Below are 24,670 nucleotides of genomic sequence, written 5' to 3'. Positions count from 1 at the left end.
TTCTAGTCGATGATGATATCGCGGCCTTCCGCCGCGAGTATCGCCAATCCTTCGCGCATCGCCCGGAGTTGCTCGGGTGTGTGGCCATCCCACGAGACAAGCTCTCCCACGACGCGCAGCCCGTGGCGCGAACGGTAGGAACGGGTGACGTTGCCGGGATATTTCTTGTCGGTCAGGTTGGGGTCATCCTCGAAAGGACCGGTCGGCTCAATGACATAGATACGCTGCCGCCCGTCACCTCGGGCAAGTTCCGCGCCCCAGATCGCCGCATCCAGCGTCGCGGTGAAATAGACCCACGACATCGCCGCCCCAGAACCGAAATTCGACGGTTTGCCGGGGACAAGAAGATCGCCAAGCTTAAGCTCGGCGCGGGTGCCGTGATACCAGGTTGGCGGATCGCTATCGGAGGTTTCGGACATGTCGTGTTTCCCAGCTTGAGCCGTCTGCGACGGGTTCGAACTGACGGAAATCCGGGCAAAAGCACCAGTCTTGAACGAAAAAACCTTGTGCCCATCTATATACAAAGGACACGTGATGCAGGCGTGTTCCTGCTTTCCGAATCTGGCCCAGACATGCTAGGTCTGGTGCCATGCCGGACACCGCCCCCAATATAAGCACACATCGACCTGTCATTCGGCAGTTGGACGATGCCGCGATCAACAGGATCGCCGCCGGTGAAGTGGTGGAGCGGCCCGCCTCTGCGGTCAAGGAACTGGTGGAGAACGCCATCGACGCGGGCGCGACCCGTATCGAGGTGGCCTATGCGGACGGTGGCAAGACGCTCATCCGCGTGTCCGACGACGGCTGCGGGATCGAGGGCGCGGATTTACCGCTGGCCCTCTCGCGCCATGCGACGTCGAAAATCGACGGTTCCGACCTGCTCGACATCCACACCTTCGGCTTCCGGGGCGAAGCATTGCCATCGCTCGGCGCGGTCGGGCGGTTGACCATAACGTCCCGCGCCGAGGGGGACGCCGCGCAGCTTCGCGTTGCGGGCGGGGAGATGGACCCGGTGAAGCCCGCCGCCCTGTCGCGCGGCACGGTCGTGGAATTGCGCGACTTGTTCTACGCCACGCCCGCGCGGCTCAAGTTCCTGCGCACCGACCGCGCCGAGGCGCAGGCGATCACGGATGTGGTCAAGCGACTGGCGATGGCAGAACCCCATATCGGCTTCACCCTTCGCGACGTGTCCGGCGGCGGTGAAGGCCGCGTGACGTTCCAATGCCCGCCAGAGAACGGCGACCTGTTCGACGCGCTCCATGCCCGGCTGAGCACGATCCTCGGTCGCGATTTCGCCGAGAACGCGCTTCCCATCGACGCGCTGCGCGAAGGGTTCCGGCTGACGGGCTATGCCGCGCTGCCCACCTATTCGCGCGGTGCGGCGGTGGCGCAGTTCCTGTTCGTGAACGGACGCCCGGTGCGCGATAAGCTGCTCTACGGTGCGCTGCGCGGGGCCTATGCCGATTTCCTCAGCCGCGACCGCCATCCGGCGGCAGCGCTTTTCGTAACCTGCGACCCGAAGCTGGTGGACGTGAACGTGCACCCGGCGAAATCCGAGGTGAGGTTCCGCGAACCGGGGCTGGTACGCGGGCTGATCGTATCGTCCCTGCGCCATGCGCTCGCTGAAGCGGGACACCGGGCGTCGTCGACCGTGGCCGACGCCACGCTGGGCGCGATGCGGCCAGAGCCGACCGGACCTCGCGTCTACCAGATGGACAGGCCCTCGTCCGCGCAGATCCAGCACAGCTACCAGTCGCAGGCCCCGGCCCAAGGCGCGATGGGCTTTTCCGAAACGCCGTCGGCCCGGTTCGACCCGATCGAGCCGGAGCGCGACGATGCGCGTGTGGCCGAACATCTGCCGCTCGGGGCCGCCCGCGCTCAGGTGCACGAGAATTACATCATCGCACAGACCGAAACCGGCATGGTCATCGTCGACGGCCACGCCGCGCATGAACGGCTGAACTACGAAAAGCTCAAACGCCAGATGGCCGAAAACGGCGTTGCGCGTCAGGCGCTCCTGATCCCCGAAATCGTGGACCTGTCCGAAAGCGACGCGCAGACGCTGCTCGCCATGTCCGACCAATTGGCCGCAATGGGACTCGTGATCGAGGCCTTTGGCGGCGGGGCCATCGCGGTGCGTGAAACTCCCGCTATTCTGGGCACCGTGAACGCTGAAGCGATGATCCGAGACGTGCTCGATGAAGTGGCCGATCTGGGCACCACGCAACATGTGCAGGAGAAAATCGAAGCGGTCCTGTCGCGCGTCGCCTGTCACGGTTCGATCCGCTCGGGCCGACGGATGCGCGCCGAGGAGATGAATGCGCTGCTGCGCGAAATGGAGGCGACGCCCCATTCCGGCCAGTGCAACCACGGGCGGCCCACTTACGTGGAACTCAAACTGTCCGACTTCGAGAGGCTTTTCGGCCGCACATGATCCAGATCGGCGACATCATCCTCGACCTCTCGGACCCCGTGACCCTTGCCGGCCTCATCGCGGGCGGCGTGCTCCTTCTGCTCGTCATCCTCCTTATCGTGCTCCTCGTGCGGACCGGCCGTTCTTCGGCCGCGAACGCAGACCTGGCCCAGCAACTCGGCGGTATCTCCAACGCCGTGCAATTGCTGGGCCAGGGGCAGGATCAGCTCTCAGGTGGTCTGCGCACCGTGTCCGACAGCCAGGCCAATGCGCAAACGCAGGTGATCCAGCGCATGGAACACCGGCTCGCAGAGGTGCAACGCGAGATGCAGGAGCGCCTGCACGACAATGCGATGAAATCGGCGCGGTCGCTCTCGGACCTTCAGGAGCGGATGAACGAGACGCTGACAGGATCCACCGTGAAGACGACGAAATCCCTGACCGAGCTTCAGGAACGGCTCGCCACCATCGACCGCGCACAGGCGAATATCGAGAAACTGTCGGGCGATGTGCTGAGCCTGCAAGACATTCTCTCGAACAAGCAGACACGCGGGGCTTTCGGGGAAATCCAGCTCAACGACATCGTGTCCAAGGCGCTTCCCACCGACAGCTATGCGTTTCAGCAGACGCTCTCGAACGGCAAACGCGCCGATTGCCTGATCCACCTGCCGAACCCGCCCGGCCCCATCGTGATCGACAGCAAATTCCCGCTGGAAGCCTACGAGGCGCTCCGCCGGGCCGAAAGCCAACAGCAGGTCGCCGAAGCTGCGCGGATGATGAAAACTGCCGTGCGCGCGCATATCAAGGCGATCAGCGAGAAATACATCATCGAGGGCGAGACCGCCGATGGCGCGCTCATGTTCCTGCCGTCCGAAGCGGTCTATGCCGAACTTCACGCCAATTTCGCCGAGCTCGTGCGCGAGGGGTTCGAGGCCCACGTGTGGATCGTGTCGCCCACCACCTGCATGGCCACGCTCAACACGATGCGCGCGATTCTGAAGGATGCACGGATGCGCGAACAGGCGGGCGCGATCCGCAAGGAACTCCACATGCTGTTTGCCGACGTGAACCGGCTCGGCGACCGGGTCGAGAACCTCGACCGCCACTTTCATCAGGCGTCCAAGGATATCGCGGACATCAAAATCTCGGCGGAGAAGGCCGGCAACCGTGCCAAGCGGCTCGACAATTTCGACTTCGAGGAACTTGCGCCGGATGCCGACGAGACCTCGGTCGTGCGCCTCCCCAAATCCTGAACCCGCTTGCTCCTCTTCCAGCGCTGACGCACAATGGGGTCGAACAGGCAAAAGGTGAAACATGCTCGAAATCAGCCCCTCCCGCATCGCCCGGATCGCGATTCAGGCGCGTGAACTGCCGGCGACCGAGGCCGTGATCCGCAGCTATATCGCCGACCTCAACACCGACGAACAGGCCAGCCTCGTCGCGGTGATGTGGATCGGGCGCGAAACCTTCGATGCCGAAGACCTGTCGGAAGCCATCGAAACCGCCAAGGCCGAAGCCACGGCCCCGACCGAGGATTACCTGATGGGCGAGACGATGCTGGCGGATTACCTCGAAGCAGGGCTCGAGGCGCTCGGCTATGACGTCGAGGACCTTGAAGACGAACACCTGAAATAGTCTTTCATCGTGCCCTAAATATGCAAGATCCGCGCGGGCTGGCCGAAGGCCGGACCGCGCAAATCCTGTGCGGGCGCAAGCCCGCTCCTTCTGCGACTGTCACCGTGTGAGCCGATCCACGAGCCGGGCGCGGGCTTCGGGAAGCGGCTTGTCGCCCAGCGCGTGGGCCAGCCCGTGGGTCAGGAAATGCCCGGTGGTGCGCAGCCCGTCACCGATCCCTACAAGGTCGTCGGTGACGACGCCCAAAAGCTCTTCGGGGAGCGGCAGGAGTTTGTCCGCCCAGTCGCCTGCGCCTTCCGCGCTCACTGCGCGACCGGATTTCGGCGACACGAAAGCAAGGTCTTCGCGGTCGCCGGTCACGGCGCATTGCGACAGGTCGAGGCCGTATCCGAGATCCTCCAGGAGCGCTAGCTCCCACTGCAAGTACCCCACCGGCCAGGCCTCATTGGTCGAGAGCAGGTCGAGCATGGCGATGGTCTGGGCATAGAGTTTGGCATGCGGTTCACGCTCCGGGAGCGCGAAGGCCAGAAGCGCGGTGATCGCGTTGAGCGCCGCCAATGCCTTGCGATCCGACATCACGACGGCGCGGCTTTTCACCGGCTCCACGGTGAAGGACCCGATATGTTCCTCCAGCCGCGCGCGCCACGCCAGGTCGAGCTGTGCCCCGGGTTGCAGGATCGGGGCGATCTTGCGGCTGACACCGCCGCGCACGACGCCGGCGTGTCGGCCATGTTCGGCCGTGAAGACCTCGATGATCGCCGAGGTCTCGCCATGTTTCCGCACGCTCAGAAGCGTGCCCTGGTCCCGCCACTCCATCCCGCTATCTTCCACCTCGGCTGCTGTCACGCAAGGACTTGTCAAAAAGCGTTTTTCCGGCACACTCGACGCATGACCGGAACCGCACGCCTTGCCGCCCTGATCGTCGCCCTGCTCGCCTGGGCCGGATTGATCGCGCAGTTCATCGTGTCGCTCGAAATCAACGACGGGCGTTTCGGCCTCACGTTCTGGGTGCTGGCGCGGTATTTCACGATCCTGACCAACCTGCTCGTCGCGCTGACATTCACGGCGATAGCGGCGAGCGGGGGCCGTGCGCCTGCGGGCTGGACCGCGGCGCTCACCCTGTGGATCCTGATCGTTGGCGTGGTCTATCACACGCTTCTGGCGGATTATTCCAAGACCGGCCTCGACTTCTTCGCCGATCACGCCACCCATACCTTCGTGCCGCTTCTGACCGCGCTCTGGTGGTTCGCCTTCGCGCGTCACGTGGCCTTTCCCTGGCGTCTTGCGGTGATCTGGCTGATCTGGCCGCTGCTCTACGTCTCATACGCTCTCATCCGAGGCGCCTTCGACGGCATCTATCCGTATTTCTTCATCGACCTCGGCGTGTTCACCCCGCAGCAGGTGGCGCTGAATTCTGTGGGGCTTTGCCTCGCCTTCTGGCTCGCCGGGTTGGTGATGATTGCCGTCGCCCGCGCCCGCGCGAGGGTGTAGGATGCGGGCATGCCCGCATTGTGCCGAGATTGCCTGACCACCTTCGATGACGGACGGCGTTGCCCCGCCTGCCGCTCGCCGCGCGTGACCAGCCATCCGGAACTCTTCGACCTCTCCATCGCGCATATGGACTGCGACGCGTTCTATGCGAGTGTCGAGAAACGCGACAACCCGGAGCTTGCCGAGAAACCGGTCATCATCGGCGGCGGGAAACGCGGTGTGGTCTCGACCGCCTGTTACGTCGCGCGCATCCGCGGGGTGCGCTCGGCCATGCCCATGTTCAAGGCGCTGGAGCTTTGCCCGGAAGCGGTGGTGATCAAGCCGCGGGGCGCGCATTACGCCGCCGTCAGCAAACAGATCCGCGCGATGATGGACGAGTTGACCCCTTCGGTCGAACCGCTGTCGCTCGACGAGGCGTTTCTCGACATGACCGGGACGGAAAAGCTCCACGGCCATCCGCCCGCGGTGATGCTTGCCCGGTTGGTGAAACGCATGAAGGACGAATTGGGGCTGACCGGCTCCATCGGCCTCAGCCACAACAAGTTCCTCGCCAAGGTCGCCTCGGACCTCGACAAGCCGCGCGGATTTTCGGTGATCGGCAAGGCCGAGACGCTCGACTTCCTGCGCGACAAGCCGGTGCGCATGATCTGGGGCGTGGGCGCGGCGGCCCAATCGACCCTGGACCGCGCCGGCATTCGCACCTTCACCGACCTCATGCGCTGGGAAAAAGACGCCCTCACCGAGCGGTTCGGCGGCATGGGCGAACGCCTCTGGCACCTTGCACGTGGCGAGGATTTCCGCCGGATCTCCCCAAACGCGCCGGTGAAGTCGATCTCGAACGAAACCACGTTCTTCGAGGATACCGGCGACCCGGACCTGCTCGACGGGCATCTCTGGCGCCTGTCCGAGAAGGTCGCGGATCGGGCGAAGGCCAAGGACAAGGCGGGGCGTGTCGTGACGTTGAAGCTCAAGCAGTCGGACTTCAAGCTCATCACCAAGCGCACCAGCCTGCCCGACACGACCCAGAGCGCCGACCGCATCTATCGCACGACCCGCGCGCTCTTCGACCGGGTCGCGGATCGGGGACCTTTCAGATTGATCGGTGTTGGCATTTCCGAGATCACGTCGGCCGAAGGGGCGGACACGGCTGGTGACCTGCTCGACCCGCAGGCGGGGCAACGCAGGGCGGCAGAGAAAGCAACCGACGCGATCCGCGCCCGGTTCGGCGATGGCGCGATCCTGAAGGGCCGGTCGATCCGCTGACCTAGACGCAAGACCCATCTGTGTCTTGCAGCGTCGTTTTGCTGTAGCGGTTCACGCCGATCGTTCAGGCCGTGAGGGCGCTTGGACAAGCGAGCAAAGGCTCTGTCAGACGCTCTGCGCTTCTGCGCCGCGGGACACGGACGCTACTCAGCCGCGAGCGGAAGATCCTGCGCCCGCCCGAGTTCGCAGATACGCTCGCTGACACGCGTGACGATCGCCCGCATCGCCGCGAAGTTCCCATTCGGCGCGAGATTACGTTCATTCATGTAGAGCGCCCGATCGATCTCGATCTGGATGGCATGGCGCGCGCGTGCGGGCCGACCGTAGGTCTGCGTGGTATAGGCGCCCGCGAACGGCGTGTTGCGCGCGACCTTCAGACCCTCCGCCGAGAACGCCGCCTCGATCGCATCCACGATATCGCTGTCGGCAGAAGCGCCGAAACGGTCGCCCAGCACGATTTCCGGCTTCATGCCACGACCACGGCTGAGACTGTCGATCGCCTCGTGCGGCATGGAGTGACAGTCGATCAAAATGGCCTGTCCGAACAGTTGATGCGATTCGTCCATCAGCGAGGCGAGACGATCGTGGTAAGGCTGCCAATGCGCGTCGAGCCTCGCCTCGGCCTCGGCCATCGTGATCTTGCCACGATAGATCTGTCTGCCGCCTGCCACGACGCGTGGTATGACACCGAGACCGGATGCGACACGGGGATTGTGCCCTTTCTTCTCGACGCCACGTATGAGCGCTGGGTCGAGTTCCGTGCGGCTTCGGTTCACGTCGACGAAAGCACGCGGTACGTCGAGCGCGATCAGAGGGGCGCCTTGTTCAGGCACGGCATCGAAGAGATCGTCAACGAACGCGTCTTCCGACGAGCGGATCGATTTCGAATCCAGCACCGACTTGCGCAGGAATGCCCAACTGTATTCGCGCCCGGAATGGGGCGCTGCGAACACGACCGAGGTCGTGCGCAAGGTAGGCATGTGAACGCGGTGCGACGGGCTCATGAACGACTCCTGTTGTCTATTCATAGCGCGAAGCACATGGCGGCCAAAACCCCCTTGCGCGAGCCTTCGACTCCTTTTATAGAACCGCGACCGGCGCGGGTTTTTCCCGCGTCTCATTGTTTGGGTTTCGGCCCAGACGAAAATTCAGGGCGATTAGCTCAGCGGTAGAGCACTTCGTTGACATCGAAGGGGTCACTGGTTCAATCCCAGTATCGCCCACCATGAACCGCTCGGAAACGGGCAAAACGTAAAGGCGCGACCAGCGCCGCGAATGAGGAGAAGGGCCATGAAAGTCCGCAACTCGCTCCGCTCGCTGAAGAACCGGCATCGGGATTGCCGTGTCGTGCGCCGCAAAGGCCGCGTCTACGTGATCAACAAGACCCAACGCCGCTTCAAGGCGCGCCAGGGCTGAGCCGAAAGGCAAACCGGAATTGGAAAGGCTGTCGGGACCACCCGGCGGCCTTTTTCCTTTGGCGCATCGGCCAACATGGTTTCGCCGCGCGCGGGGCGCGCGCCGACCAGTTGGGGGCCAGCCCCCCAAACCCCCCGAAGTATTTTCGGAACAATGAAACAGGGGTAACGCCTTCTTAATTATGATTGTTCAGACTAACCGAAGGGCACAGGCTGAAGAGCCGATGGCCTCGAACGATGAAGCCCCTCGCCCTAGTGCGAGGGGTGGATCGCTCCATCCCCTTCATTGTTCCACAAATACTTTGGGGGTGAACGGTGATCTTCAGATCACCGGAGGGGGCTAGCCCCCTTTTTCGCGCGTCAGCGCTCAAAAGAGCACGCGCCCCGTGGGGCGCGTACAATTTGGTTGCTGGGGTCAGCCCAAGAGGCGGACCATCGTGTCCTGTGTGACGAAACCGGTCACGTCGAGCCCTCTCGATCTTTGGAAGCGGCGGATGGCGCGGCGGGTGGTGCCGTCGAACTCACCATCGACACCGGACAATTCGTAGCCAAGCGTGCGCAGACGGGTTTCCACCAGAAGGCGGGAGACCGGATTGCCGGCCACTTCGCGTTCCTCGTCGCGGGCCTGTGCGATCAGTTGATCGCGGTTTCGGTCATCGCGCAGCGCCTGAAGCCTCGCGCGAGCGTTGTCAACGAACAGACCGTCCGGGTAGCGGTCGAGATAGGCGCGGTAGCTGGTCGCGCGGTCTTCTTCGCGCGCGCGACTCCAGAACAAGCGCTCCTCGGCACGGGCGTTGGCGATCTTCTCGGATTCGATCTGTTCTAGACGCGCTTCGGCGACGTCGGCGAACAACCCGTCCGGGTAGCGCTCCAGATAGGCGCGCAGTCCGGCTTCGTCCTGCCCCTGCCCGATCTGATTCCAATAAGCCCGGTCCTGTCGGTCCTGTTCGCGTTGGCGCTCCTCGGCTTCCGCCTCCAGCTGTGCGGCACGCGCATCGGCGGCTTCGGTCATCTGGCGAAGCTGGGGCGCGTCGAGATAGCCGGTTTGGTCATACCCGTTCGCCCCCTGCCAGCCCGATATGGCCGAGCGGGTCGCCGGGCCGAAAATACCGTCGATGCCACGCGGGTTGTGGCCAAGCAGCGAGAGGTTGCGCTGAACCTGACGGCGTGCGGCGCGGTTCAGCTCCAGCGCGGCTTCCGCCATTTCGTCAGCGTTCTGTGCATCCGATTCGAGCTGTCGCAGCGCGGCGCGGGCTTCCCCGTTATGGAGCCCGTCGGGGTAGTATTCGAGATAAAGGTCGTAGCCTTCAGCCGTGTCCATCGTCCGGGCGACGACCCAGAACGCGTCCTGCGGGTCTTGGACGGTGCGCTCGATCACGGTGAAACTGCCGTCGCCTGCGGGCAGGAACGCCGTCGCGGGCGAGATGAAGCCGGACGCTTCAACCCCGCGCGGTGCTTCCTCCGCGATTTCGGCGAGCGACAGGCCGGGAACCAAAAGCATGTCCTCGGTCATGTCGGTGAGCCGGTCGATCCGGCCTGAGAACACGCTCACGCCCTGCGCCGCGTCGATCGTTTCGACCGGCAGAAGATCGTCGGTATCGGCGTCTTCGCCGGACCCGGCCATCATCAGCACCGCCTGTCCGGGGAAGTCGGAGGCAATTTCCATGACCGGGCCAAGCGGCACGGCCATCGAGCCGATGTTGAAGCGGCTCACGTCTTCGGCTTCGTTGGTCAGGAGCCAGGTGTTCGATCCGTCCGACAGGATGTGGCCGGAAATAAGGATCATCACGCGTTCGCCGTCTTCGGCGTCGCGGCGGAAATCGTCGATCGCATCGGCCGCGTCGCGCACGTCACTGTCGAGCGAGGCGGTCACCTCGAACCCCGCGTCTTCTGCGATCTGGGCCAGTTCGCTGGCCTGGTTCGCGCCGGAGACGTCATCGAGTTCGGCATAATCGCTCTGGACGAGGATCAGGGCTGCGTCGGCGGATGCCGTTTGTGCGCCGATCATGAGCGCGGCGAAGCTGGTCGCCAGCGTTGCGAGTGTGTTGCGGGTCATGGAACCTCCCATGGTCAAAGGTCGCTTGGCCATTACCTGCCCCGCCCTGCGAGGTTATCCAATATCAACCGGTTGATATGGGATATGTTCCGGCGTCGCCCCGCCCATGGGTCAATCGTAGCTGCGCGTATCCTCGATCACCTTGCCGTCGTTCGGCAGACTTCCGGGAGCCACGATCTCGACCGCGCCCTTGAGCTTGAGCACGTCGACCACGGTCTTCTGATAGGTCCCGCTATCGCCACCATCGGCCTCGACCTGCACGCGCATGACGTCCGCCTCGCCTTCGCGTTCGGCGATGACGCGGGCGCGGGCGATTTCCGGGTGACGCGACACGAAATCGGCCACCTGTTCCGGGCGCACGAACATACCCTTGATCTTGGTGGTCTGGTCGGCACGGCCCATCCAGCCCTTGATCCGCATGTTCGTTCGGCCGCAAGGCGAGGTGCCCTCCATCACCGCCGACAAATCGCCGGTGGCGAATCGGATGAGAGGGTAATCGGGGTTGAGCGTCGTCACCACGACCTCGCCGACCTCTCCCGGCGCGACCGGGTCGCCGGTGCCGGGGCGCACGATCTCCACGATCACGCCTTCGTCCACGATCATGCCTTCCTGCGCCTGGCTCTCATACGCGATGTTGCCGAGGTCCGCCGTGGCGTAGTTCTGCAGGCAGGTGATGCCGCGATCCGCGTATTCCTGACGGAGCGACGGAAACAGCGCGCCGCCGCCGACCGCGGCCTTGGTGATCTTGAGCGACACGCCGTCTTCGTCGGCGCGGTCGAGAATGACTTTCAGGTAATCGGGCGTGCCCGCGTAAGCTGTCGCACCGATGTCGGCGGCGGCCCTGACCTGTAATTCGGTCTGCCCAACGCCCGCGGGGATCGTTGTCGCGCCGACCGCCCGTGCGCCGTTCTCGAAGATCATACCGGCCGGCGTCAGGTGGTAGGAAAAGCAGTTCTGGACGATGTCGCCCCGACCGATGCCAACGGCATGAAGGAACCGTCCGATGCGCCACCAGTCATGCCCCACCCCGCCCGGTTCATAGATCGGGCCGGGACTTTGGAAAATGTGGGCGAATTCCTGCGCATCTTGTGCAGCGTATCCGCCAAGCGGCCCGCTGGCGGCCTGCGCCTTGCCGATCTCGGATTTGCGCAACACCGGGAGCGCCGCCAGCGCGTCGATACCGGTGACGGATGCCGGGTCAATATTTCCTAGGCTTTCCGTGTATCCGGGCAGGGATTTCGCGCGCGCCACCTGCTCGGGCAACCGCGCCGCGAAGTCCGCCGCGCGCTCATCTGCCGAGCGGTTTTCAAGGGCGTCGAAGGGGTCAGCCATGGGCGATCTCCGTCTATCTGGGGTGGAAAAATTGACGCAGGGTCAGGCAAAGGGTTTCAGTATACGTTTGCATACTGTATCTGCTGCGCTGCGTGGTAAAGTGAGCTGCGCGCGATGTGATTCGGGAGTAATTTCGATGACGGCGGATATTGATGCCCGCGTGTCCTTCGACACAGAACGTATGATGATCGAGGTCGATATGTCCGGCCTTCGGTTCGAGACCTCGGGCCAGGTAAACGCCTTTTACGACCGGATCGAAGAGCTGATCGCCGAGAGCGGCGAAGAGCTTTGGTTCTTTCTCCTGAACTTCTCGGGTTTCCGCATCGAAGAGGATGCGTGGTACGCGCATCACAAGCGCGGCAAGGCGCTGAACCTCGCGCATTCGATGGGCACCGTGCGATATGACGTCTCGGACGAAACGCGCCGCCAGCTCGAGCGGACGGCCAAGACCGAAGCCTTCGACCCCAACCTGTTTGCAGACCACGACGCGGCGCTCGAGCGGATCGATGCTTTGCCCAGCAAGCGGACGGTGAAAAAGACGCTTTCTTCGGGCTACACCGAGGCCGAGTTGTCGCGCCGGATCAGCTTTGACGACGGGGCCGAGGTGATGGACGTCGATTTCTCGAACTTCACCTTCTACAACTCCGCCGACGTTCACGCGTTCTACGATCATATCGAGGTCCGGCTCGAGGCGACCGGGATGCGCTGGTTCTTCCTCGTCAACATGGAGAACTGCAAGATCTACGACGAGGCGTGGGTGTCCTACGCGATGCGGGGCAAGGCGTTGAATCAGAAATGGTCGATGGGGTCGGTGCGTTATGCAACCGGCTCGGACACCGAGGAAACCATCCGCATGCGCGCCGAAAGCCAGTCGTTCCGCCCGAACGTGCGGGTGACGCGCGAAGATGCGCTGGCCCGGCTCGACGAGATGAAGCGGGAGATGGCGTAGCCCGGTTTCCGGCTTCGCCCTGACTATTTTGGCGCTGGACTGGTCCATCAGGCGAGCCAGCGTTTCCGGCGGCGATAGGACCGCACATCGCGGAACGACTTGCGCCCTTCGTCGGACATGCCGAGGTAGAATTCCTTCACGTCCGGGTTTTCGCGCAGCTCTTTCGCCGGGCCGTCCATCACCACGCGACCGCTTTCGAGGATGTAGCCGTAATGCGCGAACCGCAGCGCCACGTTGGTATTCTGCTCGGCTAGCAGGAAGGTGTAGCCTTCGCCTTCGTTCAGCGACTTCACGATCTCGAAAATCTGTTCGACGAGCTGCGGGGCAAGACCCATGGACGGCTCGTCCAGCAGGATCGTCTCGGGCCGTGACATGAGCGCCCGGCCGATCGCCACCATCTGCTGCTCGCCGCCAGACGTATATCCGGCCTGCGATTTCCGCCGCTCCTTCAGGCGCGGGAAATAATCGTAGACCATGTTCAGGTCGGCGTCGATGTCGCCCCGGCTTGCCTTGCGGGTGTACGCACCGGTGAGGAGGTTTTCCTCGACCGTCAGGTGCTCGAAACAGTGGCGACCCTCCATCACCTGCACCACGCCCTTGGTCACGAGATCGGCGGGCGTCAGGTGTTGCACCCGTTCGCCGCGATACAGGATCGAGCCTTTGGTGACTTCGCCGCGCTCGGAGCGCAGGAGGTTCGAAATCGACTTGAGCGTTGTCGTCTTGCCCGCCCCGTTGCCGCCCAGGAGCGCAGTGATCCCGCCCTTGGGCACGCGGAGGCTCACGCCTTTGAGCACGAGGATCACGTGGTTGTAGATCACCTCGATGTTGTTGACCTCGAGCACCGTTTCGGTCTTGTCGGGGGTGGCATCCAGCATGGCGGTTTCCGTCGTTCGTTGGGGTCCGGCCCGAGCACAACGCCCGGGCCGGACGTTGGGTTTACATGCAGCCCGGTTCGATGCCGCTTTCGTCCGCGAACATCTTGGAGTCCTCGTCGACCAGTGGCGTGATCACGTCGAGGTCGGATTGCACGTAGTCGGTGATCAGGCTCCATTCGCCCGCTGCCGCATCCCATTGCGCGACGGCGGCATAACCTTCACCACCGTGGTTCTGACAGGAGACGCTGAACTCGGGGCCGAAATTCGGTAGGCCGAGATCGGACATTTTCGCCTCGGTGATTTCGAGGTTTTCCATGCCGTCACGCATCTGCGCCGGAGTCAGCGTCGTGGTGCTGTGCATCTCCTGCGCGGTTTTCGCGGCTTCAGCGGCGAGCATCGCCGCGTAGAGACCACGGTTGTAGAGCGCGGTTCCAAGGTTGTCCCCGGCACCGGCAGCCTTGCCCGCGTCGACCACGTATTGCTGAAGGTCGGCATAGAGCGGGTAGTCGTCACCAAGGTTGTGGAAAGTCAGCGCCTTGTAGCCGTTGGCACCTTCGCCTGCGGGCAGCACGTCATTTTCCGAGCCCGACCACCAGATGCCGATGAAGTTCTCCATCGGGTAGCGGATGTTCACCGCTTCCTGAATCGCGACCTGGTTCATGACGCCCCAGCCCCACATGATCACGTAGTCGGGGCGGTCACGGCGGATCTGAAGCCACTGGGACTTCTGCTCCTGACCGGGGTGGTCGACCGGCAGCAGGCTGAGTTCATAGCCGTGCTTCGCCGCGAGCTCTTCGAGCGTGCGGATCGGCTCCTTGCCGTAGGCGGAGTTGTGATAGACCAGCGCGACTTTCTTGCCGGACAGATCACCGCCGTTTTCATCCAGCAGGTGCTTGATCGCCACCGAAGCCCCGTCCCAGTAGTTGGCCGGGTAGTTGAAGATCCAGTTGAACACTTCGCCGTTCTTGGCCGAGGTCCGGCCATAGCCCATCGAGTGGACCGGGATGCCGTCAGCGGTCGCTTTCGGGATCAGCTGGTAGGTGATGCCGGTCGAGAGCGGCTGATAGACCAGAGCGCCCGAGCCTTTGGTCGACTCGTAGCATTCCACACCCTTCTCGGTGTTGTAGCCGGTTTCGCATTCGATCAGCTCGACCATCTCGCCGCCGATGCCGCCGTCACGCTCGTTCAGAAGCGTGAAGTAATCGGCATAGCCGTCGGCAAAAGGAATGCCGTTCGCGGCATAAGGCCCGGTGCGGTAGCTGAGCGACGTGAATGTCAGCTCGGCCAGCGCGGGCGTTGCTGCAAGCGCGGCACCCAGGGCCAGGGTTGCTAGTTTGGTTTTCATCGGGTGTTTCCTCCCATTGTTGGTTCCGATGTTTGGGTCCCGGGGTTCTCCCCCGTTTTGGTTGGGCCCCGCCTAATGCGGGAAGGGCCAAAGTCTGAGTTTCTCTTTCGCGACCTTCCAGAGTGCCGCCAGCCCGTGCGGTTCGACGATCAGGAAGAACAGGATCAGTCCACCGACGATCATGAATTCGAGATGCGCGGCGAGGTCCGTGGCCCAGCCGAGGCCGCCCACGAGAACGTTTTTCAGGAGCACGGGCATGAGGACCATGAAGGCCGCGCCGGCGAAGCTGCCGAAGACAGAGCCGAGGCCGCCGATGATGATCATGAAGAGCACGAGGAACGATTTCTGGATGCCGAACGCCTCGCCCACCTCGACCGCGCCGAGATAGACCGAGAAGAACAGCGCCCCCGCGATACCGACGAAGAAGGACGACACGGCGAAGGCCGAGAGTTTTGCGCGGAGCGGGTTCACCCCGATGATTTCGGCGGCAATGTCCATGTCGCGGATCGCCATCCATTTCCGTCCCGCCGATCCGCGCGTCAGGTTGCGTACGACCCAGGCCGAGAGGAAGACGAAGACGAGGCAGAACAGATACGTGGCCCAGGCTTCGGTCTCCGGCCCGGTCACCTTGATCCCGAATACCGTGCGCTCGGGCGACGAAATCTGCCCGGAGGCGGAGTAGTTGTAGAACCACGGCACCCGGTTGAAGAGCCAGACCAGGAAGAACTGCGCGGCGAGCGTGGCAACGGCAAGATAGAAGCCCTTGATCCGCAGGCTTGGCAGGCCGAACAGCACACCGACAAGCGCGGTGATCCCGCCGGATATGATGACGTGGAAGAAGATGTTGATGTCCGGGAAAGCCGTCATCAGCTTGTAGCAGGCATAGGCCCCCACGGCCATGAAACCGCCGGTCCCGAGCGACACCTGCCCCGCATAACCCGTCAGCACGTTCAGGCCCAGCGCCGCGATGGCGTAAATCAGGAACGGAAGCAGGACGGCGTTCGCCCAGTAATCGTTGATGACGAAGGGCACCACGAGAAACGCGATGGCGATGGCAACGTAATAGGCCATCCGATCGAAGCGGATCGGAAAGGTCTGACTGTCGTCACGGTAGGAGGTCTTGAAGTCTCCGGCCTCACGGTAAAGCATCAGGAACGCTCCTCTTGGGTCTTGAGATGGGCCGGCACGCGGTTGGCGGGCCTGGCGTATCCGATGGCCTCGGAATGGCGGACAAGCTGGAACCAGCAGTACATCCCCACGCCTGCGCCCGCCGCGGCAAGCAGCGACGCAACCAGCGCTTCGGTGCCATTTGGGGCCGCCGCGGTCAGGGCGAGGTAGCCGAAAGCCCAGAACCCGGACCAGGCGACGACATTGAGAATGGCGATGACCTTGGTCATGCGAGGCTCCTCATTTGTGCCCGATTGCTGCCCGTTTCAGGGACTAGGCTCTGTGGGATCGTTGCCACCGAGGGGATGGATTCGGCCATGAACGACGACGCGAAGAGCTTTTCGGAGCAGTTACTCACAGGCGCGCGAAGCGTCATGCGCAGCGTTTTTCGCGACACGGTCGAATTCGTCGCCGTGATCGTGGTCCTGGCCGCGCTCGCGGTCACCGGTCTGTCGGTCTGGCTGGGCATTCCGCTCGTCGCCGGGGCCGCTCTGTTCCTCGTGATCGGCGCGGTGGGCCTGATCGTGTCGATCTTCACCTCGTAGCGCATCGTCAGACCCTCTCGATGATCTTCTCGCCGAACAGCCCCTGGGGCCGGAAGACGAGGAACAGAAGCGCGAGGACGTAGGCGAACCAGTTTTCGGTCGCGCCGCCCACGAGCGGGCCGATGGTGAATTCGAAGAGCTTTTCCCCAACCCCGATAATCAGGCCGCCGACGATGGCGCCCGGGATCGAAGTGAAGCCGCCCAGCATGAGGACCGGCAGCGCCTTCAGCGCGATCAGCGACAGCGAGAACTGCACGCCCGATTTGGACCCCCACATGATGCCCGCGACGAGGGCGACGAATCCGGCGATGGACCAGACGAGCACCCAGATGAAGCGCAGCGAAATGCCGACCGACAGCGCCGCCTGATGGTCATCGGCCACGGCGCGGAGCGCCCGGCCCTGTTTCGAGTATTGCGAGAACAGCGTCAGTGCCACGACGAGGATCACGGCCACGATCGTCGCGGTGATGTCGAGGTTGTCGATGAAGAACCCGTAGCCGAACCAGCCATAGGTCGTTTCGTCGATCGGGATGTTGATGCCCTGCGGCAGACCCACGTCGAGCTTCTTGATGTCCGCGCCCCACATGAGGTCGCCGAAGCCCTCCATGAAATAAGCGAGCCCGATGGTCGCCATGAACAGGATGATGTCAGGCTGGTTGACGAGGTGGCGCAGGACGTAGCGTTCCACGATCCACGCAAACAACACCATGACCCCGGCGGTCAGCAGGATCGCGAGGAGCGCGGGGACGTGCCAGCCGAAATGGTGCACGTCGGTGCCGAAGATCGCGTTGATGAGGTGGCTGAACGGCACCTGACCGTCCTGAATGCCCACCAATGTCAACGCCGCGAAAAGCGCCATGACGCCTTGGGCGTAGTTGAAGATACCCGACGCCTTGAAGATGAGCACGAAGCCCAGCGCCACGAGCGCATAGAGCACCCCGGCCATCAGACCGTTCAGGGTGACTTCCATCGCGAAAAGAAGCTGATCAGGCATGGGTTTCTCCTGTCACCGCGCGGCTCGGCAAGCGCATTGCGCTTTTCTCGCCTGATGTTTGCGAAGAGCAGCCCGGGGCTGCGATGAGCGGTGCGTCAGTCATGGGCCACCCCCAGATAGGCGTCGATCACCGCCTGATTGTTGCGCACCTCATCCGGTGTGCCGTCACCGATCTTCTTGCCGTAATCCATCACCACGACGCGGTCTGACAGGTCCATCACGACGCCCATATCGTGTTCGATGAGCGCGATGGTGGTGCCGAATTCGTCGTTCACATCGAGGATGAAGCGGCTCATGTCCTCTTTCTCCTCGACGTTCATCCCCGCCATCGGCTCATCCAAGAGCAGAAGGTTCGGCTCGGCGGCGAGCGCACGGGCCAGTTCGACACGCTTCTTGAGGCCATAGGGCAACCGGCCCACGGGCGTCTTGCGGATATTCTGGATCTCGAGGAAGTCGATGACCTTTTCGACCTGTTCGCGGTGCTGGTTTTCCTCGCGCTCTGCCTTGCCGAACCAGAGTGCCTGCTGGAACATGTTGGTGTGCATCTTGGTCAGACGCCCGGTCATGATGTTGTCGAGCACGCTCATCCCGTCGAAAAGCGCGATGTTCTGGAACGTCCGGGCAATACCCTGTTGGGCCACCTGGTAAGGCTTCATCTGCGGCCGTTTACCGCCCTTGAACCAGACCTCGCCTTCTTGGGGCACGTAGAAGCCCGAGATGACGTTCAGCATCGAGGATTTGCCAGCCCCGTTCGGGCCGATGATCGCGCGGATTTCTCCTTCACGGATGTCGAAGGATATGTCCTTGATCGCTACGACGCCGCCGAAGCGAAGCGTGATGTTTTTCATCTCCATGACCACGCCGCCGATGGTGCGGCCATCCTCGGTCACGAAGCTTTCTGCGGTTTGCGTGTTCATTCGGCGGCCACCCCTTCCGGCTTGGCGGTCTGCACCACCTTGGCGTCGCGGATTTCCAGCGTCGCCTTGATCTTGCCCTTGCGCCCATCCTCGTAGGTCACTTCGGTTTCGGTGTATTGCTCGGTTTTGCCGGAGTAGAGCGCGTCGATCAGGTCTCCGAATTTCTCGGAAATCACGCCGCGCTTGACCTTGCGCGTGCGGGTCATCTCGCCGTCGTCGGCGTCGAGCTCCTTGTGCAGCACGAGGAAGCGGTGGACCTGGCAGCCCGACAGCATCGGGTCGCGCGCCACGCTTTCGTTCACCTCTTCGACATGGTTCTGGATCATGTCGAGCACCTGCTTGTGGCCCGCCAGCTCCTGATAGGAGGCATAGGAGATGTTGTTGCGCTCGGCCCAGTTGCCGACCGCGTTGAGGTCGATGTTGATCGCGGCCGTGCAGAAGTCGCGGCCCGATCCGAACACCACGGCCTCGAGGATGTTGGGATAGAACTTGAGCTTGTTCTCAACATACTTGGGCGCGAACATCGAACCGTCGGCCATCTTGCCCACGTCCTTCGCACGGTCGATGATGCGCAGATGCCCGGTATCTTCCTCGATAAACCCGGCGTCGCCGGTCGCGACCCAGCCCTCGGCATCCTTGGTCGAGGCGGTGCTGTCGGGGTTGTTGTAATATTCGACGAATGTACCGGGCGAGCGGTAGAAGACTTCGCCGCTCTCCGCGATCCTCAGCTCCACACCGGGGGACGGCACGCCGACCGTGTCGGGCCGCACTTCGCCGTCCGGCTGCTGGGTGATGAACACGGTCGCCTCGGTCTGCCCGTACAACTGTTTCAGGTTGATGCCCAGCGAGCGGTAGAAATCGAAAATCTCCGGCCCGATCGCCTCGCCCGCCGTGTAGCCGACGCGCACCCGCGAGAACCCGAGCGTGTTCTTTAGGGGGCCATAGACGAAGAGGTTTCCGAGCCAGTATTTGAATTTGTCGCCGCCCGAGACCGGCTTGCCGTCGAGGATCGCCGGCCCGACCTTGCGGGCGTGTTCCATGTAGCGGTCGAAGAGCCATTTCTTCATCCGCGTCGCGTCTTCCATGCGGATCATGACCGTGGTGAGAAGCCCTTCGAACACGCGCGGCGGAGCGAAGAAATAGGTCGGCCCGATCTCACGCAGGTCGGTCATCATCGTGTCTTCGCTTTCCGGGCAGTTCACACAGAACCCGGTCCAATACGCCTGCCCGATCGAGAAGATGAAATCCCCGACCCAGGCCATCGGAAGATAGGCCAGCACGTCCTCGCCCGGCCCGAGCTTGTCGAATTCGGACGAGTTCTTCGCGCTCTCGATCACGTTGCGGTTGGACAGGACGACGCCCTTGGGCTTGCCGGTCGTCCCGGAGGTATAGAGCATCACGCAGGTGGACTCGTAGTCCAGTTCGGCGGTGCGTTCCTGCATCTCGCCTTCGAGACGGTGATGGCCCGCGCGCCCCTCGTCCTGCACGTCGTGATACCAGTTGAGGTGTCCGTGGTCGTATTTGCGCATCCCGCGCTTGTCGACATAGAGCACATGCTCGATCTTGTGGACGCGTTCCTGCGCCTCGATCACCTTGTCGACCTGTTCCTGATCTCCGCAGATGACGAATCGCGCGCCCGAATGATCGAGCACGTATTCCATTTCTTCCGCGTTGGCGTCCTGATAAAGCGGCACCGGCACGGCCCCGCATTTCTGCGCTGCGACCATCGACCAGTAATGCGCCGGGCGGTTGCGCCCGATGATGGCGACGTGATCGCCGCGCTCGATCCCAAGCGCGATCAGCCCCATCGCCAATGCGTCGATTTCCTCGGCGGCTTCGGCCCATGTCCAGCTTTGCCAGATACCAAATTCCTTTTCCCGGTAGGCCGGGCGGTTTCCGAACGAATGCACATTCCGCTCGAGCAGAGCCGGAATGGATTCAAGACCGCTGCTCGCGGTTTGAACGTCTGCCAAAATGTCTCCTCCCTCGCGCGCCCTCCCCGGCGCGCTTGCCGGACATGACCCGCCACAGCAGGCCCATCCTTCGGCAACAATCGTTCGCGGTCAAACATTACCGGAGTTTTTCCGGAATCTAACGAAATGTTACAGGTGCTGCGCGTGCGAAAAGCGCGGGCTTTCCATTCCCGCGCACGGGCGTAAGACTGTCGCGCGGGAGGACCACGTGAGCGACACGGACGACATCACGACGACGCCGGACATCGCGGCGTTGACGCAAGCCGGACTGAACCTGATCCAGCAGGCTCTGTCGATCTACGACAGCGAGCTTCGCTTCGTCGTGGGCAACCGCACGTTTCAGACAATGTTCAATCTGCCCAAGCGGCTCGTTACCCGCGGCGCGGATTTCGAGGATACGATCCGCTACCTTGTGGAGACGGGCGAATACGGCCCGGTGGACGACCCTGAAGTTTTCGTGCGCGACCGGGTCGAGGCCGCGCGCGCGTTCGAGCCGCATTACATGGAACGGTCCCGGTCGAACGGCAGGATGATCTCGGTCGAAGGCTCGCCCCTGCCGCAAGGTGGCTGGGTCACGGTCTATACCGACATCACGGCGATCAAACGGCAGGAAGCGCTGCTGCGCGCCCGGTCCGCGGAATTGTCGGATCAGGTCATCGCCCATTCCGAAGACCTGTCGCATGCCAACCGGGAGCTCGCCGCGACCAATGCCGCGCTCGAAGAAGCCAAGCGGCAATTGACCGAGATGGAGGCCCGCGCCCGCGTCACGGCCGAGATGATGCCTGCCCATATCGCGCGGATCGACCGGAACCTGACCTACACTTACTCGAACCGGCAATTGGGCAGCGTCCTTCCCGGTCGCCCGCGAAACATCGTTGGCCTGAACACGCGCGACGTGCTGGGCGACGCGGTGTTTGCCACGATCGAGGGAAACCTGAAGCTGGCGCTCGACGGCGCGGCGAGCGTGCTCGAGTTTGCCGATGAAGCATCCGGGCGACGGGTGCGCGTGGCCTTCACGCCTGATGTGGGCGAGGACGGTGCGGTGACGGGTGTCTATTTTCTGTCGATGGACGTGACCGAGGAGGCACAGGCGCGGGCCGCGCTCATGCAGACGCGCAAACGCGAGCTGGCGGCACAGCTCACCTCCGGTATGGCGCATGATTTCTCGAACCTGTTGACCATCATCCTCGGAATGCAGGCAAAGCTGATGCAGATGGATTTGCCGCCCGAGGCGCGTAACCTGATCGACGCGACGACGGGGGCGGCGCGGCGTGGCGGTGCCTTGCTGGACCGGATTGCGACGCTGTCCGGCGCACGGATCGTGCGCGCTGAACCGGTCGAGGTCGCCCGACTTCTGGCGGAAACCGAGACGCTTGCCGGACCGAGCCTGCCCGACGGCGTGACGCTCTCGATCATCTGCGACGCACCCGCCACGCCGGTCCTGCTCGATACCGGCGCGGTACAGGATGCGCTGCTGAACCTGATCCTGAACGCCCGCGATGCGTTGGACGGCTCGGGTGAGATCCGCGTGACGGCGCGCCCCGTTGCCGAGACATGGCTTGAATTCGAGGTTCGCGATACCGGGCCGGGTTTCTCGCCCGACGCGCTCGAACACGGGCTGGACGCGTTCTACACCACCAAGGGCGGCGAGGGATCAGGACTTGGGCTCGCCATGGTCTACGATCAGGCGAAAGCGGCGGGCGGCCAGGTGCGGCTCGCCAACACCGACCGGGGCGCGCAGGTGACGATGCGGCTTCCGCTGAAGCCTGCCACCGGCCCGGCCCCGCGCCTCGTGCTGCTCGTCGAGGACCAGTCGGAGATCCGCGCCGATGTCCGCGACATGCTGATCGCGCTCGGGCATCAGGTGATCGAAGCCGAGAGCGGTGAAGAGGCGCTGGACCTTGCCGGGATCGACGGGATCGGGCTGGTCCTGTCCGACATCAATCTCGGCGGCGAATGGACCGGTGACCGGCTCATCGCGGCTTTGCGGGACCGGGGGCTTGCCGCGCCCATGGTTCTGATGTCTTCGCTCCCGCCCGGCGATCCGCGCCGTGGCGTGGCGCCGACGCTTTCCAAACCTTTCACACAGGCGCAACTCGCGGCCTTTCTCGCCAGCGAGGTCGCCCCATGAAGGCACCGCTCGTCGCCATTCTCGACGATGAACCGTCGATCCGGCAGATGCTCACCGATGCGCTGGAAGAGGCAGGGTTCCGCACCGTGGGTTACGGTCGGGCGACCGAATTCGAAGCCGCGCTGCGCTCGCTGTCGCCCGACGTTTGCCTCGTCGACCTCGGCCTGCCGGATCGGGACGGCTTGACGCTCGTTCACCGCCTCGCGCTCGAAAGCGGAGCGGCGATCATCATCATCTCGGGCCGCGCGCAGGTGCAGGACCGGGTGACGGGGCTGGAGCTTGGGGCGGACGATTACATCATCAAACCGTTCGAACCCGCCGAGGTCGTGGCCCGCGTGCGCGCCCGCCTGCGACAGCCGAAAGCGGCCACCACGGGTGCGTCGACGGCCCGCTTCGCCGGGTGGACCGCGCATTTCGACCGCTACATGCTCGAAGACAGCGACGGCGAAGAAACCCCGTTCTCCCATGCCGAAGGCGAAGTCCTGCGCCTGTTCCTCGACGCGCCGAAACGGCTCATCACCCGGACGCAGATGCAGGAAACCCTGGGTGGCGCGGCGGGCGAAAGCTTCGACCGCGCCATGGATGTCCGCATCTCGCGCCTGCGCACGAAACTCGGCGAAGACCCGAAGAACCCCAAGCTGATCAAGACGATCTACGGCGCGGGATACATCTTTCTCGGGGACGTGAGCTGGAACTGAACCTTCATTGTTCCAAAAGTACTTCGGGGGGAGTCGTATTTGCATGGCAAATGCGACCCGGGGGGCTGGCCCCCCCGATGTTTCGAGCCGGGCCCTGCCCGGTTCGAAACATGTCTTTCCTCCCATCCCTGAAAGGGTTAGCAACCTCGGCAAACGGAGAGACACCCATGAGCCAGCTGACCCTCGTGCGCCACGGACAGGCGAACAATACCGCGCAGGACGAACACGGTTACGATGCCCTGTCGGACCTTGGCCATCAGCAGGCGGCGTGGCTCGGCGATTATTTCACCGCCTCAGGCGAAACATTCGAGAGGGTCTATTCCGGCACCATGCGCCGCCACCGCGAGACCGCAGCGAGTATGGGGCACGAACGGGTCATCGAGGATGCGCGCCTGAACGAAGTCGCCTATTTCGATCTCGCACAGAAAATGCACGACCAATTCGGGATCAAACAGCCCACCGGGCGCGAGGAATTCATTGAGCATCTACCGCTGGTCTTCACCGCCTGGCGAGACGGTCAGATCGAGAACGCCCTGGAGACGTTCCAGGCGTTCGAAGACCGGGTCGACGAGGTGTTGCACGAGATCGCGGCCGGCGAAGGCCGCGCGTTGATCGTGACCTCGGGTGGCTTCATCTCCATGGGCATTCGCGTGGCAATGGGGCTCGAGATCGGGTCGATGGCGCGCATGGCGCTCGCGATCATGAACACCTCGGTGCATCAACTGCACCCGATCGGGGCCGCGCTGTCGCTGACGCAATTCAACGCCGTCCCGCATCTTGCGGATCCGTCACGCGAAACCTCCCGGACCTTCGTCTGAACGGGGCTAGGCGTCCTGAAGCGCGAGGATCGCGGCCATCAGGGTCGAGAGCGCATCCTTGTTGTCGCGCCCGTCGGTGGCGCTGAGCGTCCCCATCCCGATGTAGGCGCCATAGATGATCCGGGCGAAATCGGGATTGGTGAAGTCGAGGTCTTTCAGAACGCGTTCGACATAGGCCAGTCGCCGTCTGTCGATCTCTTCCACCGCTTTCGCGACCATCGGATCGCTCTGCGCCCAGGCCCGAATCGCAGGTTCGGCGGCGGCCCCGCCGAAATCATCCGACTCGGCGGTGGTCGCGTCGGCGAGCCGGTAAAGCCGCTCGGTGGGAGTGCCGCCCGCGTCGATGGCGGATTGCAGCGCCACCATCGCATGTTCGAGCCAATGGCTCAGCATCTTGAACCGGAAATCCGGCACGTCCTTGAAATGCCAGTAGAAGCTTCCCTTGGTGGTCCCGAGATCGCGCGCCAGCGGTTCGGCTTTCAACGCTTCCGGTCCATGCGAAATGAGCGCACGGAAACCGGCGGCGATCCAGTTTTCAACTTTGAGGCGGGGCTTGGTGAGGGTCGTCGTCATCTGGCAGGGCCTTTGTAAACTGGACCCAGCGTAATGCTGCACCGCAGCAATTACAAGTGACGCTTTGTTGAACCTCGGTC

24 protein-coding genes and 1 tRNA gene are annotated in these 24,670 nt (G+C 63.3%); 12 read left to right on the top strand and 13 right to left on the bottom strand.

Annotation, left to right across the window (positions count from 1 at the left end):
- Window positions 1-2 precede the first annotated feature (2 nt).
- On the bottom strand, window positions 3-419 hold the full coding sequence (gene arr, locus KJP28_RS00235) for an NAD(+)--rifampin ADP-ribosyltransferase (protein WP_218390225.1): 417 nt from the start codon (window positions 417-419) through the stop codon (window positions 3-5).
- A 170-nt stretch (window positions 420-589) separates the two neighbouring features.
- Here arr and mutL point away from each other — a divergent pair, with 170 nt between their 5' ends.
- From mutL to KJP28_RS00220, 3 genes are all read left to right on the top strand, one after another.
- Window positions 590-2,434, top strand: a complete 1,845-nt coding sequence (mutL, locus tag KJP28_RS00230) for a DNA mismatch repair endonuclease MutL (RefSeq protein ID WP_218390224.1) — start codon at window positions 590-592, stop codon at window positions 2,432-2,434.
- The gene (locus KJP28_RS00225) at window positions 2,431-3,666 is read left to right on the top strand and encodes a DNA recombination protein RmuC (protein WP_218390223.1); all 1,236 of its coding nucleotides are present in this window, start codon (window positions 2,431-2,433) and stop codon (window positions 3,664-3,666) included. The genes mutL and KJP28_RS00225 overlap by 4 nt, the downstream gene beginning before the upstream one ends.
- Window positions 3,667-3,727: 61 nt before the next feature.
- Complete coding sequence (locus KJP28_RS00220; protein WP_218390222.1) at window positions 3,728-4,048, top strand: DUF3775 domain-containing protein; 321 nt, start codon at window positions 3,728-3,730, stop codon at window positions 4,046-4,048.
- Between the two features lie 99 nt (window positions 4,049-4,147).
- Here the strand turns inward: KJP28_RS00220 and recO are convergent, their stop codons facing one another.
- Window positions 4,148-4,864, bottom strand: coding sequence for a DNA repair protein RecO (gene recO, locus KJP28_RS00215; RefSeq protein ID WP_218390221.1), 717 nt, complete (start codon window positions 4,862-4,864; stop codon window positions 4,148-4,150).
- A 72-nt stretch (window positions 4,865-4,936) separates the two neighbouring features.
- Between recO and KJP28_RS00210 the strand changes: the two genes are divergently transcribed.
- Together KJP28_RS00210 and KJP28_RS00205 are read left to right on the top strand one after the other, a co-directional pair.
- Complete coding sequence (locus KJP28_RS00210) at window positions 4,937-5,539, top strand: Pr6Pr family membrane protein (RefSeq protein ID WP_218390220.1); 603 nt, start codon at window positions 4,937-4,939, stop codon at window positions 5,537-5,539.
- Window positions 5,540-5,548: 9 nt separating this feature from the next.
- On the top strand, window positions 5,549-6,802 hold the full coding sequence (locus KJP28_RS00205; protein ID WP_218390219.1) for a DNA polymerase IV: 1,254 nt from the start codon (window positions 5,549-5,551) through the stop codon (window positions 6,800-6,802).
- A gap of 143 nt (window positions 6,803-6,945) precedes the next feature.
- Here the strand turns inward: KJP28_RS00205 and KJP28_RS00200 are convergent, their stop codons facing one another.
- Window positions 6,946-7,806, bottom strand: a complete 861-nt coding sequence (locus KJP28_RS00200; RefSeq protein ID WP_218390218.1) for an N-formylglutamate amidohydrolase — start codon at window positions 7,804-7,806, stop codon at window positions 6,946-6,948.
- 147 nt (window positions 7,807-7,953) lie between these two features.
- On the opposite strand from KJP28_RS00200, the gene KJP28_RS00195 reads away from it, so the two are divergent.
- A tRNA-Val gene (locus KJP28_RS00195) sits at window positions 7,954-8,028 on the top strand.
- A 64-nt stretch (window positions 8,029-8,092) separates the two neighbouring features.
- Window positions 8,093-8,218, top strand: coding sequence for a type B 50S ribosomal protein L36 (gene ykgO / locus KJP28_RS00190; RefSeq protein WP_005850168.1), 126 nt, complete (start codon window positions 8,093-8,095; stop codon window positions 8,216-8,218).
- 414 nt (window positions 8,219-8,632) lie between these two features.
- Here the strand turns inward: ykgO and KJP28_RS00185 are convergent, their stop codons facing one another.
- Window positions 8,633-10,273: a peptidoglycan-binding domain-containing protein gene (locus KJP28_RS00185; RefSeq protein ID WP_218390217.1), complete on the bottom strand. Its 1,641-nt coding sequence runs from the start codon at window positions 10,271-10,273 to the stop codon at window positions 8,633-8,635.
- Window positions 10,274-10,384: 111 nt separating this feature from the next.
- Window positions 10,385-11,605 carry a phenylacetate--CoA ligase family protein gene (locus KJP28_RS00180; protein ID WP_218390216.1) on the bottom strand — a complete coding sequence of 407 codons (1,221 nt, stop codon included), beginning with the start codon at window positions 11,603-11,605 and terminating at the stop codon, window positions 10,385-10,387.
- Between the two features lie 136 nt (window positions 11,606-11,741).
- Here KJP28_RS00180 and KJP28_RS00175 point away from each other — a divergent pair, with 136 nt between their 5' ends.
- On the top strand, window positions 11,742-12,554 hold the full coding sequence (locus KJP28_RS00175; protein ID WP_218390215.1) for a hypothetical protein: 813 nt from the start codon (window positions 11,742-11,744) through the stop codon (window positions 12,552-12,554).
- A 47-nt stretch (window positions 12,555-12,601) separates the two neighbouring features.
- Here the strand turns inward: KJP28_RS00175 and KJP28_RS00170 are convergent, their stop codons facing one another.
- From KJP28_RS00170 to KJP28_RS00155, 4 genes are all read right to left on the bottom strand, one after another.
- Window positions 12,602-13,429, bottom strand: coding sequence for an ABC transporter ATP-binding protein (locus tag KJP28_RS00170; protein WP_218390214.1), 828 nt, complete (start codon window positions 13,427-13,429; stop codon window positions 12,602-12,604).
- 61 nt (window positions 13,430-13,490) lie between these two features.
- Window positions 13,491-14,774, bottom strand: coding sequence for an ABC transporter substrate-binding protein (locus KJP28_RS00165; protein WP_218390213.1), 1,284 nt, complete (start codon window positions 14,772-14,774; stop codon window positions 13,491-13,493).
- A gap of 72 nt (window positions 14,775-14,846) precedes the next feature.
- Window positions 14,847-15,923 (bottom strand): branched-chain amino acid ABC transporter permease, encoded by a 1,077-nt coding sequence (locus KJP28_RS00160; protein ID WP_218390212.1) that lies wholly within the window; start codon window positions 15,921-15,923, stop codon window positions 14,847-14,849.
- The gene (locus tag KJP28_RS00155; RefSeq protein ID WP_218390211.1) at window positions 15,923-16,171 is read right to left on the bottom strand and encodes a hypothetical protein; all 249 of its coding nucleotides are present in this window, start codon (window positions 16,169-16,171) and stop codon (window positions 15,923-15,925) included. Before KJP28_RS00155 ends, KJP28_RS00160 begins: the two co-directional genes overlap by 1 nt.
- 87 nt (window positions 16,172-16,258) lie before the next feature.
- On the opposite strand from KJP28_RS00155, the gene KJP28_RS00150 reads away from it, so the two are divergent.
- Entirely contained in the window at window positions 16,259-16,486 is a 228-nt protein-coding gene (locus KJP28_RS00150) for a hypothetical protein (RefSeq protein ID WP_218390210.1), read from the top strand.
- Window positions 16,487-16,493: 7 nt separating this feature from the next.
- Here KJP28_RS00150 and KJP28_RS00145 read toward each other — a convergent pair whose 3' ends face one another.
- From KJP28_RS00145 to KJP28_RS00135, 3 genes are all read right to left on the bottom strand, one after another.
- Window positions 16,494-17,480: a branched-chain amino acid ABC transporter permease gene (locus tag KJP28_RS00145; protein ID WP_218390209.1), complete on the bottom strand. Its 987-nt coding sequence runs from the start codon at window positions 17,478-17,480 to the stop codon at window positions 16,494-16,496.
- Between the two features lie 95 nt (window positions 17,481-17,575).
- Window positions 17,576-18,397: an ABC transporter ATP-binding protein gene (locus KJP28_RS00140; protein WP_218390208.1), complete on the bottom strand. Its 822-nt coding sequence runs from the start codon at window positions 18,395-18,397 to the stop codon at window positions 17,576-17,578.
- The gene (locus KJP28_RS00135) at window positions 18,394-20,370 is read right to left on the bottom strand and encodes an AMP-binding protein (RefSeq protein ID WP_218390207.1); all 1,977 of its coding nucleotides are present in this window, start codon (window positions 20,368-20,370) and stop codon (window positions 18,394-18,396) included. The genes KJP28_RS00140 and KJP28_RS00135 overlap by 4 nt, the downstream gene beginning before the upstream one ends.
- A gap of 208 nt (window positions 20,371-20,578) precedes the next feature.
- On the opposite strand from KJP28_RS00135, the gene KJP28_RS00130 reads away from it, so the two are divergent.
- From KJP28_RS00130 to KJP28_RS00120, 3 genes are all read left to right on the top strand, one after another.
- On the top strand, window positions 20,579-22,501 hold the full coding sequence (locus KJP28_RS00130; protein ID WP_336245282.1) for a hybrid sensor histidine kinase/response regulator: 1,923 nt from the start codon (window positions 20,579-20,581) through the stop codon (window positions 22,499-22,501).
- Entirely contained in the window at window positions 22,498-23,199 is a 702-nt protein-coding gene (locus KJP28_RS00125; RefSeq protein WP_218390205.1) for a response regulator transcription factor, read from the top strand. Before KJP28_RS00130 ends, KJP28_RS00125 begins: the two co-directional genes overlap by 4 nt.
- 167 nt (window positions 23,200-23,366) lie before the next feature.
- Window positions 23,367-24,017: a histidine phosphatase family protein gene (locus KJP28_RS00120; RefSeq protein WP_218390204.1), complete on the top strand. Its 651-nt coding sequence runs from the start codon at window positions 23,367-23,369 to the stop codon at window positions 24,015-24,017.
- Between the two features lie 6 nt (window positions 24,018-24,023).
- Here KJP28_RS00120 and KJP28_RS00115 read toward each other — a convergent pair whose 3' ends face one another.
- A complete protein-coding gene (locus KJP28_RS00115; protein ID WP_218390203.1) occupies window positions 24,024-24,590 on the bottom strand; it encodes a TetR/AcrR family transcriptional regulator in 567 nt (188 codons plus the stop codon).
- Between the last annotated feature and the right edge of the window lie 80 nt (window positions 24,591-24,670).

The organism is Maritimibacter dapengensis (assembly GCF_019218265.1).
GTDB lineage: Bacteria > Pseudomonadota > Alphaproteobacteria > Rhodobacterales > Rhodobacteraceae > Maritimibacter > Maritimibacter dapengensis.
Note: the sequence above shows the minus strand (reverse complement) of the source record. Positions and strands in the feature narration are given on the sequence as shown.

Excerpts from the sequence above, each read along its gene's own strand:
- arr (WP_218390225.1), bottom strand. The coding sequence starts at position 419 with ATGTCCGAAACCTCCGATAGCGATCCGCCAACCTGGTATCACGGCACC.
- mutL (WP_218390224.1), top strand. The coding sequence starts at position 590 with ATGCCGGACACCGCCCCCAATATAAGCACACATCGACCTGTCATTCGG.
- KJP28_RS00225 (WP_218390223.1), top strand. The coding sequence starts at position 2,431 with ATGATCCAGATCGGCGACATCATCCTCGACCTCTCGGACCCCGTGACC.
- KJP28_RS00220 (WP_218390222.1), top strand. The coding sequence starts at position 3,728 with ATGCTCGAAATCAGCCCCTCCCGCATCGCCCGGATCGCGATTCAGGCG.
- recO (WP_218390221.1), bottom strand. The coding sequence starts at position 4,864 with ATGGAGTGGCGGGACCAGGGCACGCTTCTGAGCGTGCGGAAACATGGC.
- KJP28_RS00210 (WP_218390220.1), top strand. The coding sequence starts at position 4,937 with ATGACCGGAACCGCACGCCTTGCCGCCCTGATCGTCGCCCTGCTCGCC.
- KJP28_RS00205 (WP_218390219.1), top strand. The coding sequence starts at position 5,549 with ATGCCCGCATTGTGCCGAGATTGCCTGACCACCTTCGATGACGGACGG.
- KJP28_RS00200 (WP_218390218.1), bottom strand. The coding sequence starts at position 7,806 with ATGAGCCCGTCGCACCGCGTTCACATGCCTACCTTGCGCACGACCTCG.
- ykgO (WP_005850168.1), top strand. The coding sequence starts at position 8,093 with ATGAAAGTCCGCAACTCGCTCCGCTCGCTGAAGAACCGGCATCGGGAT.
- KJP28_RS00185 (WP_218390217.1), bottom strand. The coding sequence starts at position 10,273 with ATGACCCGCAACACACTCGCAACGCTGGCGACCAGCTTCGCCGCGCTC.
- KJP28_RS00180 (WP_218390216.1), bottom strand. The coding sequence starts at position 11,605 with ATGGCTGACCCCTTCGACGCCCTTGAAAACCGCTCGGCAGATGAGCGC.
- KJP28_RS00175 (WP_218390215.1), top strand. The coding sequence starts at position 11,742 with ATGACGGCGGATATTGATGCCCGCGTGTCCTTCGACACAGAACGTATG.
- KJP28_RS00170 (WP_218390214.1), bottom strand. The coding sequence starts at position 13,429 with ATGCTGGATGCCACCCCCGACAAGACCGAAACGGTGCTCGAGGTCAAC.
- KJP28_RS00165 (WP_218390213.1), bottom strand. The coding sequence starts at position 14,774 with ATGAAAACCAAACTAGCAACCCTGGCCCTGGGTGCCGCGCTTGCAGCA.
- KJP28_RS00160 (WP_218390212.1), bottom strand. The coding sequence starts at position 15,923 with ATGCTTTACCGTGAGGCCGGAGACTTCAAGACCTCCTACCGTGACGAC.
- KJP28_RS00155 (WP_218390211.1), bottom strand. The coding sequence starts at position 16,171 with ATGACCAAGGTCATCGCCATTCTCAATGTCGTCGCCTGGTCCGGGTTC.
- KJP28_RS00150 (WP_218390210.1), top strand. The coding sequence starts at position 16,259 with ATGAACGACGACGCGAAGAGCTTTTCGGAGCAGTTACTCACAGGCGCG.
- KJP28_RS00145 (WP_218390209.1), bottom strand. The coding sequence starts at position 17,480 with ATGCCTGATCAGCTTCTTTTCGCGATGGAAGTCACCCTGAACGGTCTG.
- KJP28_RS00140 (WP_218390208.1), bottom strand. The coding sequence starts at position 18,397 with ATGAACACGCAAACCGCAGAAAGCTTCGTGACCGAGGATGGCCGCACC.
- KJP28_RS00125 (WP_218390205.1), top strand. The coding sequence starts at position 22,498 with ATGAAGGCACCGCTCGTCGCCATTCTCGACGATGAACCGTCGATCCGG.
- KJP28_RS00120 (WP_218390204.1), top strand. The coding sequence starts at position 23,367 with ATGAGCCAGCTGACCCTCGTGCGCCACGGACAGGCGAACAATACCGCG.
- KJP28_RS00115 (WP_218390203.1), bottom strand. The coding sequence starts at position 24,590 with ATGACGACGACCCTCACCAAGCCCCGCCTCAAAGTTGAAAACTGGATC.